Below are 12,960 nucleotides of genomic sequence, written 5' to 3'. Positions count from 1 at the left end.
ATTAGTTGCCTCCTTCCGTTGCGACCTTTTTCTTAGCCGTTGGAAGAACTTCGCCACGATAGATCCATACTTTTACGCCGATACGACCATAAGTGGTATGTGCTTCCGCAGTACCGTAGTCGATGTCTGCACGCAGCGTATGAAGTGGTACCGTACCCTCGCTGTACCCTTCCGTTCTAGCGATTTCCGCTCCGCCTAAACGACCGCTAACCGATGTTTTAATACCTTTAGCGCCGGATCTCATAGTTCTTTGGATAGCTTGTTTCAATGCACGACGGAAGGAAACGCGACGCTCCAATTGTTGTGCAATGCTTTCTGCAACCAAGATCGCATCCAGATCCGAGTTTTTGATTTCAGTGATGTTGATATGAACTTTCTTACCGTTCGTCAACTTGGACAGGTAAGCGCGGATTACTTCAACCTCGGAACCGCCTTTACCGATTACCATACCAGGCTTAGCCGTATGAATCGTAACGTTCACGCGATTCGCCGCACGCTCGATCTCGATGCGGGAAACAGCGGATTCTTTCAGCTTGCCTTTTAAGTATTCGCGAATTTTGACGTCTTCCATCAAGAGATCGCCGAAATCTTTTCCAGCGAACCATTTGGATTCCCAGTCGCGAATGATACCTACTCTAAGTCCTACCGGGTTTACTTTCTGACCCACACGTTATCCCTCCTTATTTCTCAGATACCACTAATGTAATGTGGCTGGTACGTTTATTGATGCGGCTCGCACGACCCATAGCGCGAGGACGGAATCTCTTCAAAGTTGGACCTTGATCTACAAATACAGTGCTAACTACCAGACTGTTAGGATCCAAGGAGTAGTTATGCTCTGCATTGGCGATAGCCGAGTTCAAAAGCTTCTCAACGACTGGGGAAGCCGACTTTGGAGTGTGACGCAAAATCGCGATCGCTTCACCCACTTGCTTACCGCGGATCAAATCAACAACTAATTGAACCTTACGGGGAGCAATTCGGACATATCTTGCAATAGCTTTAGCTTGTTGCATGGAAGTACCTCCTCTCATTCACAACTAATCTATATCACGAGTAATTCTTAGCGCTTGCCCGTTTTCTTGTCATCACCGGAGTGACCTTTGTAAGTACGGGTTGGAGCAAATTCACCCAGCTTATGTCCGACCATATCTTCAGTTACATATACCGGAACATGTTTCTTGCCATCATAAACAGCAAATGTGTGGCCGATGAATTGCGGGAAAATCGTGGAGCGGCGGGACCAAGTTTTGATTACTTGCTTCTTAGTGCCCTCAGTTCCCAAAGCTTCAACTTTCTTCAAAAGATAGCCATCAATAAACGGCCCTTTTTTCAAACTGCGACCCATGCTTCGTTCCTCCCTTCTTTAACCGAACCGAAACCAAAATTATTTCGTGCGGCGACGAATAATATATTGATTGGAAGCTTTGTTCTTCTTCCGAGTTTTGTAACCAAGTGTCGGTTTGCCCCAAGGAGACATTGGAGATTTGCGTCCGATTGGCGAACGGCCTTCACCACCACCGTGAGGGTGATCGTTAGGGTTCATTACGGAACCGCGAACTTCCGGTCTTTGGCCGAGCCAACGGGAACGTCCAGCTTTACCGATTTTCACGAGTTCGTGATCTTCGTTACCTACGGAACCGATGGTTGCGCGGCAAACTTTCAAGATTCTTCTCATTTCACCGGAGGACAGACGTACGATTACGTAAATATCCTCTTTACCGAGAAGTTGAGCTTCTGTACCAGCTGCGCGAACCAATTGGCCGCCTTTGCCTGGCTTCAACTCGATGTTGTGAATCACTGTACCAACTGGGATGTTCTCCATCGGCAATGCGTTACCGATTTTGATGTCCGCGTCAGGACCGGAAACGATCTTGTCGCCCACTTTCAAACCTTTAGGAGCGAGAATATAACGCTTCTCACCATCAGCATAGTTGATCAAAGCGATGTTAGCAGAGCGGTTAGGATCATACTCGATTGTAGCAACGTTACCGGGTATTCCATCTTTCGTCCGCTTGAAGTCGATAATACGGTATTTACGCTTGTGTCCGCCGCCTTGATGACGAACCGTAATTTTACCTTGGTTGTTACGGCCTGCATTTTTGCTCAGAGGCGCCAAAAGCGACTTCTCCGGTGTGGATGTTGTGATTTCTTCAAATGTAGAAACCGACATCGCACGTCTAGCAGGTGACGTTGGTTTGTATTTTTTGATTGGCACGTGGATTCCCTCCTTACTTTAGAAGATTACTTATACCGATTCAAAGAACTCCAGCTCTTTGCTGTCTGCGCTCAGGGTTACGATGGCTTTCTTCCACTCGGAAGTATAACCGGAATAACGACCATAACGCTTTGGCTTAGCAGGCATTCTAAGTGTATTTACATTCGTAACTTTCACTTTGAAAATTTGCTCGATCGCTTGCTTCACTTCTGTTTTGTTCGAACGGATGTCGACTTCGAAAACATATTTCTTGTCAGCCATCATTTCGCTGGAACGTTCAGTAATGATTGGGCGCTTAATAATATCGCGAGGGTTTTTCATTACGCAAACACCTCCTCTACTTTTTGCACCGCGTCTTTCGTGATGATCAGCTTGTCGTAAACCATAACATCAAGCACGTTGATCCCTTCAGCCGCGACAAACTTCACGCCTGGAATGTTACGTGTGGACAATGCTACGTTCTCGTCATAAGCTGCAGTCACTACCAATGCTTTGCGATCTACTTTGAGGTTGTTCAAAATAGCTGCGAATTCTTTCGTCTTAGGCGCAGCCAATGTAAGCTGATCCAAAACGATAATTTCGCTTGCTTTCACCTTGGAAGACAACGCGGATTTGATTGCCAAACGGCGAACTTTCTTAGGCAGCTTGTAAGAATAGCTGCGTGGAGTCGGTCCAAATACGATACCGCCGCCTTTCCATTGTGGAGAGCGGATACTACCTTGACGGGCACGACCAGTACCTTTTTGTTTCCAAGGCTTACGGCCACCGCCGCGCACTTCAGAACGACCTTTTGTTTTATGCGTACCAGCACGAAGGGATGCGCGCTGCATCAATACCGCTTCATTCAATGCATGAGCATGCGGCTCGATTCCGAATACGGATTCGGACAGCTCAACTTCGCCTACCTGGGCACCACTAACATTAAATACTGCTACTTTAGGCATCTGTTATCCTCCTTTCTCGCGTTATTACTTCTTCACCGAAGACTTCACGGTTACGAAGCTGTTTTTAGGTCCTGGAATGGAACCTTTAATGAGGAGCACATTGCGCTCTGTATCCACTTTAACGACCTCAAGCTTCTGGATCGTAACTGTTTCTTTACCCATGTGACCTGGCAGGTTTTTACCTTTAGGAACACGGTTGGCTTGAATCGAACCCATGGAACCTGGACCGCGGTGATAACGGGAACCGTGAGCCATTGGACCTCTGGATTGATTATGTCTCTTGATAACACCTTGGAAACCTTTACCCTTGGAAGTACCCGTTACATCAACGAATTCACCCTCAGCGAACAAGTCAGCTTTGATTACCTGGCCAACTTCATAGTCACCCATTTGAACGCCGCGGATTTCTTTAACGTAGCGCTTAGGTGTTGCGCCAGCTTTTTTCGCATGGCCCAACTCAGGTTTGTTAGCACGCTTTTCTTTCTTATCTGCAAAACCGATTTGGATGGCTTCATAACCGTCGTTTTCTGCATCCTTCTTCTGGAACACAGTGCAAGGACCTGCTTCAATTACAGTTACAGGAACAACCAATCCTTCGGGAGTAAACACTTGAGTCATCCCAAGCTTTTTACCTAAGATACCTTTTGTCATCGTTGACACCTCTTTTCTTTTGTTGCTTTGTATTTATCCACAATGTGCGTAATATTACAGTTTAATCTCAATGTCCACACCGGACGGCAGATCCAAACGCATCAGTGCATCGACTGTTTGCGGCGTCGGATTTACGATATCGATCAAACGTTTGTGCGTACGCATTTCGAATTGTTCACGAGAATCTTTGTACTTGTGAACAGCGCGGAGAATGGTGATGATTTGCTTCTCTGTAGGAAGCGGAATCGGACCAGACACTCCTGCACCCGAACGCTTGGCCGTTTCCACGATTTTCTCAGCGGATTGATCCAAAATTCTGTGATCATAAGCCTTCAAACGAATACGAATCTTTTGCTTTGCCATAGTATTCCCTCCTTCTATCGCCCAATTTAGTATCGGACATACTCCGTGAAAATCTCCTGACGCCGTCCCTATGGCAAAGGGGCCGGGTGTGTCAGCAACCTCTCACATCATCGCAACGTCTCAGACCAACGTTCACTATAATAACAAAAATAAAAACAAAAAGCAAGGAAAAAGTGTGCCTTTGCCCAAAAAAATATAAAGCCCCTCATCGGAAGATGAAGGGCCGGTCGAAAAGACCATTTATTACTTGCTGATTGTTGCTACAGCGCCAGCGCCTACAGTACGGCCGCCTTCGCGAATCGCGAAGCGAGTACCTTCTTCGATAGCGATTGGAGCGATCAGTTCAACAGTAACTGTAACGTTATCTCCAGGCATTACCATTTCGGAACCTTCTGGAAGGTTGATGATACCAGTAACGTCCGTTGTACGGAAGTAGAACTGTGGACGGTAGCCAGTGAAGAAAGGCTTGTGACGGCCACCTTCTTCTTTAGTCAGAACGTAGATTTGAGCCGCGAAGTTCGTGTGTGGCTTAACGGAACCTGGCTTAGCCAATACTTGTCCACGCTCGATATCTTTACGATCTACACCGCGAAGCAATGCGCCGATGTTGTCGCCCGCTTGAGCGGAGTCAAGAAGCTTACGGAACATTTCTACGCCTGTAACAACGCATTTACGAGTTTCTTCAGCCAGACCGATGATTTCGATCTCGTCGCCTACTTTAACTACACCGCGCTCTACACGACCTGTAGCAACGGTACCACGACCAGTGATCGTGAACACGTCCTCTACTGGCATCAAGAAAGGCTTGTCAGTATCGCGTTGTGGAGTTGGGATGTAGGAGTCGATGTGCTCGAACAACTCAACGATTTTGTCAGCCCAAGGGCCATCTGGGTTTTGAAGAGCTTCACGAGCTGCGCCGCGAACGATTGGAGTATCGTCGCCTGGGAACTCATACTCATTCAGCAAGTCGCGAACTTCCATTTCAACCAGTTCAAGAAGTTCTTCGTCTTCAACCATGTCGCATTTGTTCAAGAACACGACGATGTAAGGTACGCCTACTTGGCGGGACAACAGGATGTGCTCACGAGTTTGCGGCATTGGGCCGTCAGCTGCGGATACAACCAGGATTGCGCCGTCCATTTGAGCTGCGCCTGTGATCATGTTTTTAACATAGTCGGCGTGGCCTGGGCAGTCAACGTGTGCATAGTGACGGTTAGGTGTTTCGTATTCAACGTGAGCTGTGGAGATTGTGATCCCGCGCTCGCGCTCTTCTGGAGCTTTATCGATTTGGTCGAATGCTACAGCTGCACCGCCGTATTTTTTGGAAAGAACCGTTGTGATTGCCGCTGTCAAAGTTGTTTTACCGTGGTCAACGTGACCGATGGTACCAATGTTAACGTGCGGCTTATTACGTTCAAATTTCGCTTTTGCCATGGAAAGAAGCCTCCCTTAAAATATCAATTTATATTAAGCACCTTTGTTCTTTGCAACGATTTCTTCTGCAATCGACTTAGGTACTTCTTCATAATGCGAGATTTCCATCGAGTATACACCGCGACCTTGCGTACGGGAACGAAGTGTCGTGGAGTAACCGAACATTTCGGAAAGAGGTACTTTCGCACGGATGATTTGCGCTCCGAAGCGAGCGTCCATTCCCTCAATGCGTCCGCGGCGGGAGTTCAGGTCACCCATTACATCGCCCATATACTCTTCAGGAACCGTAACTTCGACTTTCATGATTGGCTCAAGCAATACTGGCTTACACTTCTCGGCAGCTGCCTTAAGTGCCATGGAACCAGCAATCTTAAACGCCATCTCACTGGAGTCTACATCATGGTAAGAACCGTCTACAACGGTCGCCTTGATATCAACAAGCGGGAAGCCAGCGTATACGCCGTTCTTCATCGACTCTTCGATACCTGCTTGGATCGGAGCAACGAATTCCTTCGGAATTGCGCCACCAACGATCTTGCTTACGAACTGGAAGCCAGTTCCTGGCTCAAGCGGCTCGAACTCCACCCAACAATGTCCGTATTGACCACGGCCACCGGATTGGCGTACGAACTTACCTTCTACCTTCGCTGCTTGCTTGAATGTTTCACGGTAAGCTACCTGTGGTTTACCCACATTGGTTTCTACCTTGAACTCACGAAGCATACGGTCAACAATAATCTCGAGGTGAAGCTCACCCATACCAGAGATAATTGTTTGGCCTGTTTCTTCGTCTGTGTGCGCACGGAAGGTTGGATCTTCTTCAGACAGCTTGGACAATGCAACGCCCATTTTGTCTTGGTCTGCTTTAGTCTTAGGCTCAACCGCGAGCTGGATAACCGGCTCAGGGAAGTTCATGGACTCAAGCACAACCGGGTTCTTCTCATCACAAAGCGTATCGCCTGTAACGGTATCTTTCAAGCCTACTGCAGCCGCGATATCACCGGAGTATACCACTTCGATTTCTTGACGGCTGTTAGCATGCATTTGAAGGATACGGCCGATACGTTCGCGCTTGCCTTTAGTTGCATTCAATACGTAGGATCCGGAGTTCAAAACACCAGAGTATACGCGGAAGAACGTCAACTTACCAACAAACGGATCTGTCATGATTTTGAATGCCAGAGCAGAGAACGGCTGATCATCAGCAGATTTCCGCACTACTTCTGTACCATCTTCAAGAGTACCTTTAATATCAGGCACATCGATTGGAGCTGGCAAGTAGTCGATAACGGCATCCAGCATCATTTGAACGCCTTTGTTCCGGTAAGAAGATCCGCAGATTACTGGGAAAATCTTAACGGAGCAAACGCCTTTACGAAGCGCAGATTTGATTTCTTCCACAGTCAGCTCTTCGCCTTCCAGGTATTTCATCATCAGCTCTTCGTCAAGCTCGGCAACTTTCTCTACAAGCTCAAGACGCAGCTCTTCAGCTTTGTCTTTCAGCTCTGCAGGAATTTCCGATTTGATAGGCTCTTTGCCAAGATCGTCTTTGTAGACATAAGCCACGCGCTCGATCAAGTCAATCGCACCTACAAAATCATTTTCAGCGCCGATTGGCAATTGAATCGCTACAGCGTTAGCACCAAGCTTCGCTTTCATCGACTCAATAACTTGAAGGAAGTCTGCACCGATAATGTCCATCTTATTAACATAAGCAATCCGAGGAACACTATAACGGTCCGCTTGTCTCCAAACGGTTTCCGATTGCGGTTCAACGCCTTCTTTCGCACTGAATACACCTACTGCTCCGTCCAATACACGCAGGGAGCGTTCTACTTCTACAGTGAAGTCAACGTGCCCCGGGGTGTCGATAATATTGATGCGGTGACCTTTCCATTGAGCTGTAGTAGCAGCGGAAGTGATTGTAATTCCGCGCTCTTGCTCCTGTGCCATCCAGTCCATTGTAGCTGCACCCTCGTGAACTTCACCGATCTTGTGCACGCGGCCTGTATAGAACAGAATACGCTCAGTTGTAGTCGTTTTACCGGCATCGATATGCGCCATAATCCCGATATTACGTGTATCTTTTAAGGAGAACTCTCTAGCCATTAGGTTGTCTCCTTCCTATAAATAGGAATTATTTTACCAACGATAGTGCGCGAACGCCTTGTTGGCTTCTGCCATCTTGTGTGTGTCTTCGCGTTTCTTAACGGAAGCACCTGTGCTGTTGCTTGCATCAATGATTTCTTGAGCCAATCTTTCTTCCATCGTCTTCTCACCGCGAAGGCGGGAGTAGTTCACGAGCCAGCGAAGACCCAAGGTGGTACGGCGATCTGGTCTAACTTCTACCGGTACTTGGTAGTTAGCACCCCCAACACGGCGAGCTTTAACTTCAAGAACAGGCATAATGTTTTTGATCGCTGTTTCGAACACTTCCATAGGTTCTTTACCAGTGCGTTCTTGAATCAAGTTGAATGCGTTATAAAGAATTGTCTGGGCTGTTCCTCTTTTACCATCAATCATGATTCGGTTGATCAGACGGGTAACAAGCTTGCTGTTGTAAATCGGATCTGGCAATACGTCTCTGCGAGTAACTGGACCTTTACGAGGCATAGTTATCCCCCTTTCTAAAAAAGTTCATTCTTAGGATTTGGTATTACTTCTTCACTTTCGGACGCTTAGCGCCGTACTTGGAACGAGCTTGTTTACGGTTGTTCACGCCTGCAGTATCAAGCGCACCACGAACGATGTGGTAACGAACCCCTGGAAGATCCTTAACACGACCGCCGCGAATCAGAACAACGCTGTGCTCTTGCAGGTTGTGTCCGATACCCGGGATGTAGGCAGTAACCTCAACACGGTTAGTCAAACGAACACGCGCATACTTACGAAGGGCGGAGTTCGGTTTCTTTGGCGTCATTGTACCTACACGAGTACAAACACCGCGTTTTTGCGGAGAGCTTTGATCCGTCGCTTCTCTCTTCAAGGCATTGAAGCCTCTTTGCAGAGCTGGGGACTTGGATTTAACAACTTTAGCTTGGCGTCCTTTACGAACGAGCTGGTTAATTGTTGGCATATTGGCCACCTCCTTCAAGATAATGATCTTTCAATTTCAAGCCCACAGATCCAGGCGAATCGTAAATGAGCAAAGCAAAAGTTTTTGTCGTCGACTTTCTTGCATTTTCTCAGACAAAAACATTTTATTTATTCATTCACAACAGCCGCCATCGCGGCGCCTACTTCGATTCCACACGCTTTACCTAACATTTTCATGGAGTCCACGTATGTCACTTTAACCCCCAGAGTCTCGCAGAGGTTAATCATCTTTATCGTAATTCGCGGATCTGCATCTTTAGCAACGAAGACTTCCGTAGCTATTCCTAGCTCAACCATTCTTGTCGCTTGCTTCGTGCCAGTTGTGATCTTCACAGCCTGCTTCACTTTATCGTAAGACATGTTGCACATCCTCCAAAGCGCTCAGCTGGTCACCCAAAATGGCACACTTTGATATATTAGCACTTCAACCATACCGTGTCAAGAATAGTCGACCGCCTTCAAATAGATTTTACAATCCATTTTTTTGAAGGCGGCCGCCTCATCCTTATTCTACAGTAACAGCTTCTGCTTCATCAAATGATTCATCCAGTTCTTCCGCATTCGGATCGGTAATCCGGATGTTGCGGTATCTCGCCATCCCCGTACCTGCCGGGATCAGCTTACCGATGATGACATTTTCTTTCAAGCCGAGCAGTTGGTCAACCTTACCCTTGATCGCTGCATCCGTCAGGACACGAGTCGTTTCTTGGAAGGAAGCTGCAGACAAGAAGGAATCCGTCTCGAGCGATGCCTTGGTAATCCCGAGCAAAATAGGCTTCGCAACCGCCGGCTCTTCACCAGCGAATAGTGCAACCTTGTTTGCTTCTTCGTACTCGTGCATATCTACGAACGATCCAGGCAGCAACGTTGTGTTACCTGCATCGACGATTCTTATTTTGCGTAGCATTTGGCGGATCATAACCTCAACGTGCTTGTCGTTGATTTCCACCCCTTGGTTTCGGTAAACGCGTTGAACTTCTTGCAAAATGTAGTTCTGCACGCCACGAATACCCTTAATGCGCAGCATTTCTTTCGGATCGATCGAACCGTCTGTCAGTTCATCGCCGGCTTCAACGGCCTGATTCGCTGTTACACGAACACGAGAACCGTAAGGTACGGAATACACCTTGTTCTCCGCTTCACCCTGCACTTCAATTTCCCGGCGATCCTTGGCTTCACGAATTTCCTTAACGACTCCGTCGATTTCGGAAATGATCGCTTGACCTTTCGGATTTCGAGCTTCAAAGAGCTCTTGAATCCGCGGCAAACCTTGAGTGATATCGTCCCCTGCTACGCCCCCGGTATGGAACGTACGCATCGTGAGCTGAGTTCCCGGTTCACCGATCGATTGTGCAGCGATGATACCAACCGCTTCCCCGATCTCGACGTGCTGACCAGTCGCCAAGTTACGACCATAGCATTTTTTACAAACGCCATGTCTGGAACGGCAGCTCAGTACAGAACGAATTTGCAGCTTTTCAATGCCCGCGTCGATAATCTGGTCGGCAATGTTTGCTTCAATTAAATCGTTGCGGGAAACAATAATTTCACCAGTTTGCGGATGACGAATCGTCTCAAAGGAATAACGTCCTTCGATACGGTCGTACAGATCCTCAATAACCTCTTTGCCGTCCTGGATCCGGCTGACAAGGAAGCCCTTGTCTGTGCCGCAATCTTCGTCGCGAACGATCACGTCCTGCGCAACGTCGACCAAACGACGCGTCAAATACCCGGAGTCCGCTGTCCGAAGTGCCGTGTCCGCCAAACCTTTTCGTGCACCGTGTGTGGAGATAAAGTACTCCAAGACGGTAAGACCTTCACGGAAGTTCGATTTGATTGGCAACTCGATGATTTTACCGGACGGGTTAGCCATGAGACCGCGCATCCCGCCAAGCTGAGTAATCTGCGATTTATTACCCCGTGCTTTGGATTCCACCATCATATTGATGGAGTTGTACTTATCCAGGGATTTCATCAGGATATCCGTCAGTTCATCCTTAGCTTTACTCCAGATCGCAATAACACGGTCATATCTTTCATCATCGGTAATTAAGCCGCGGCGATACTGATTTGTAACAACCTTGACTTTCTCATCCGACTCTTGAAGAATCCTAACTTTTTCCTGCGGAACTGTAACATCGGCTACAGCGATCGTAATCCCTGCACGAGTCGAGTAAGTAAACCCGAGTTGCTTGATGTTATCGAGAATTACCGAGGTTTGAGTTGTATGGTATTTACGGAAGCATTCCGCAATGATATTACCAAGATAGTCTTTACCAACGGCTTTCGTTTCCGGCAGCTCATTCATCTGCTTACGAATGTCTCCGCCTTTATCGAATACGAAATATCGATCCGCTGGACCGTTAATCAAATTCGGCTTAGTTGCCTCATTGATGAATGGGAAATCCTTCGGATAGATTTCGTTGAAAATGATTTTACCAACGGTTGTAATCAACATCGCTTCTTGTTGCTCCGGCGTAAAGCTGGTCTTACCCAAAGCTTTGGCAGGAATTGCAACACGTGCATGCAGGGACGCTTCGCCACGTTGATACAAGGAAACAGCTTCGGAAACGGTACGAAGAATCGTTCCAGATCCTTGCGAATTTTTGTTCTCTGTGGTCAAGTAGAAGCTTCCCAAGACCATATCCTGAGATGGTGTAACAACCGGTTTACCGTCCTTAGGGTTAAGAATGTTCCCTGAAGCAAGCATCAGTACGCGCGCTTCTGCCTGGGCTTCCGCCGACAATGGAACGTGAACCGCCATTTGGTCACCGTCGAAGTCAGCGTTATAGGCTGTACATACGAGCGGATGAAGCTTAATGGCGCGTCCTTCAACCAGGATCGGTTCGAACGCCTGGATCCCCAATCTGTGAAGCGTAGGGGCACGGTTCAGCAGTACTGGATGCTCCTTAATGACTTCTTCAAGCACATCCCAAACTTCCGGACTCACACGCTCTACTTTACGCTTCGCGCTCTTGATGTTATGAGCAAGACCTTTATTCACAAGCTCTTTCATTACGAAAGGCTTGAACAGCTCCAACGCCATTTCTTTTGGAAGTCCACATTGGTACATCTTCAAGCTAGGCCCTACGACGATAACGGAACGACCGGAGTAGTCTACCCGCTTACCCAGCAAGTTCTGACGGAAACGACCTTGTTTACCTTTCAGCATGTGGCTGAGGGATTTCAAAGGACGGTTACCCGGACCTGTAACAGGACGCCCGCGACGGCCGTTGTCAATCAACGCGTCAACTGCTTCTTGCAGCATGCGCTTCTCGTTCTGCACGATGATGTCCGGCGCTCCGAGATCCAGCAGTCTCTTCAGACGGTTGTTACGGTTAATTACACGGCGATACAAGTCGTTCAAGTCAGATGTAGCGAAACGTCCTCCGTCGAGCTGCACCATCGGGCGAAGCTCTGGCGGAATAACCGGCAATACATCAAGAACCATCCAACCAGGCAAGTTCTTCGAATTCCGGAACGCTTCCATAACCTCAAGGCGCTTAATCGCGCGATTGCGGCGTTGGCCTTGTGCGGTTTTCAGTTCTTCCTTCAGCATCTCGACTTCTTTCTCGATGTCGATATCCTGGAGCAGCTTTTTCACCGCTTCGGCACCCATTCCAGCTTGGAACGCGTAACCATACTTTTCACGATAGCTGCGGTATTCTTTCTCCGACAGCAGCTGCTTCTTCTCCAGCGGCGTATCCCCTGGATCCGTTACAACATAAGATGCGAAGTAAATGATCTCCTCAAGCGAACGCGGAGACATATCCAGTGCCAAGCCCATGCGGCTAGGAATACCTTTGAAATACCAGATGTGGGATACCGGAGCAGCGAGCTCGATGTGCCCCATACGCTCACGGCGCACCTTTTGGCGGGTTACTTCAACTCCGCAACGGTCACAGACTACGCCTTTATAACGCACTCGCTTGTATTTACCGCAATGGCACTCCCAATCCTTCGTCGGTCCAAAGATTTTCTCACAGAACAAGCCTTCTTTTTCAGGCTTTAGCGTCCTATAGTTAATCGTTTCAGGCTTCTTTACTTCGCCGCGCGACCATGAACGGATTTTGTCGGGTGAAGCCAAGCCGATCTTCATGAATTCAAAATTGTTGACGTCGATCAAGGAGCAACCCTCCTCCAGCTATTGTGGAACTTACTGCATCTTAGGATGCGAAGTGTTATTCGTGATGACCATAGACACCGACCCTGCGGCCGATGCCCATGATCCTACTTGTGTGCTTAGTGGCCCAC

General features: G+C 48.0%; 14 protein-coding genes. All 14 read right to left on the bottom strand.

The features are described from left to right. Position 1 precedes the first annotated feature (1 nt). The gene (rpsC, locus tag FPZ49_RS28165) at positions 2-667 is read right to left on the bottom strand and encodes a 30S ribosomal protein S3 (RefSeq protein WP_144853530.1); all 666 of its coding nucleotides are present in this window, start codon (positions 665-667) and stop codon (positions 2-4) included. A 13-nt stretch (positions 668-680) separates the two neighbouring features. After that, the gene (gene rplV / locus FPZ49_RS28160; protein ID WP_144853527.1) at positions 681-1,016 is read right to left on the bottom strand and encodes a 50S ribosomal protein L22; all 336 of its coding nucleotides are present in this window, start codon (positions 1,014-1,016) and stop codon (positions 681-683) included. Between the two features lie 47 nt (positions 1,017-1,063). Further along, positions 1,064-1,348 carry a 30S ribosomal protein S19 gene (rpsS, locus tag FPZ49_RS28155; protein WP_144853524.1) on the bottom strand — a complete coding sequence of 95 codons (285 nt, stop codon included), beginning with the start codon at positions 1,346-1,348 and terminating at the stop codon, positions 1,064-1,066. 39 nt (positions 1,349-1,387) lie between these two features. Then, positions 1,388-2,218, bottom strand: coding sequence for a 50S ribosomal protein L2 (gene rplB / locus FPZ49_RS28150; protein ID WP_144853521.1), 831 nt, complete (start codon positions 2,216-2,218; stop codon positions 1,388-1,390). 30 nt (positions 2,219-2,248) lie between these two features. Then, positions 2,249-2,539 carry a 50S ribosomal protein L23 gene (gene rplW, locus FPZ49_RS28145; protein WP_144853518.1) on the bottom strand — a complete coding sequence of 97 codons (291 nt, stop codon included), beginning with the start codon at positions 2,537-2,539 and terminating at the stop codon, positions 2,249-2,251. Continuing rightward, positions 2,539-3,162, bottom strand: coding sequence for a 50S ribosomal protein L4 (rplD, locus tag FPZ49_RS28140; protein WP_144853515.1), 624 nt, complete (start codon positions 3,160-3,162; stop codon positions 2,539-2,541). Before rplD ends, rplW begins: the two co-directional genes overlap by 1 nt. A gap of 24 nt (positions 3,163-3,186) precedes the next feature. Further along, a complete protein-coding gene (rplC, locus tag FPZ49_RS28135; RefSeq protein WP_144853512.1) occupies positions 3,187-3,813 on the bottom strand; it encodes a 50S ribosomal protein L3 in 627 nt (208 codons plus the stop codon). A gap of 54 nt (positions 3,814-3,867) precedes the next feature. After that, complete coding sequence (gene rpsJ, locus FPZ49_RS28130; protein ID WP_005544556.1) at positions 3,868-4,176, bottom strand: 30S ribosomal protein S10; 309 nt, start codon at positions 4,174-4,176, stop codon at positions 3,868-3,870. A 243-nt stretch (positions 4,177-4,419) separates the two neighbouring features. After that, a complete protein-coding gene (gene tuf, locus FPZ49_RS28125) occupies positions 4,420-5,610 on the bottom strand; it encodes an elongation factor Tu (RefSeq protein ID WP_144853509.1) in 1,191 nt (396 codons plus the stop codon). Positions 5,611-5,643: 33 nt separating this feature from the next. Then, positions 5,644-7,719, bottom strand: a complete 2,076-nt coding sequence (gene fusA / locus FPZ49_RS28120) for an elongation factor G (protein WP_144853506.1) — start codon at positions 7,717-7,719, stop codon at positions 5,644-5,646. A gap of 33 nt (positions 7,720-7,752) precedes the next feature. Further along, positions 7,753-8,223 (bottom strand): 30S ribosomal protein S7, encoded by a 471-nt coding sequence (gene rpsG, locus FPZ49_RS28115; RefSeq protein ID WP_144853503.1) that lies wholly within the window; start codon positions 8,221-8,223, stop codon positions 7,753-7,755. Between the two features lie 43 nt (positions 8,224-8,266). Continuing rightward, positions 8,267-8,686 (bottom strand): 30S ribosomal protein S12, encoded by a 420-nt coding sequence (gene rpsL / locus FPZ49_RS28110; RefSeq protein ID WP_144853501.1) that lies wholly within the window; start codon positions 8,684-8,686, stop codon positions 8,267-8,269. A gap of 128 nt (positions 8,687-8,814) precedes the next feature. Continuing rightward, positions 8,815-9,066, bottom strand: a complete 252-nt coding sequence (locus FPZ49_RS28105) for a ribosomal L7Ae/L30e/S12e/Gadd45 family protein (RefSeq protein ID WP_144853498.1) — start codon at positions 9,064-9,066, stop codon at positions 8,815-8,817. A 145-nt stretch (positions 9,067-9,211) separates the two neighbouring features. Then, entirely contained in the window at positions 9,212-12,832 is a 3,621-nt protein-coding gene (rpoC, locus tag FPZ49_RS28100) for a DNA-directed RNA polymerase subunit beta' (protein ID WP_144853495.1), read from the bottom strand. Positions 12,833-12,960: the final 128 nt, after the last annotated feature.

The sequence above is a fragment of the Paenibacillus cremeus genome, from assembly GCF_007786445.1.
Classification (GTDB): domain Bacteria; phylum Bacillota; class Bacilli; order Paenibacillales; family NBRC-103111; genus Paenibacillus_G; species Paenibacillus_G cremeus.
The sequence above is the reverse complement of the archived record's forward strand: the minus strand, read 5'-3'. Positions and strand labels throughout refer to the sequence as shown.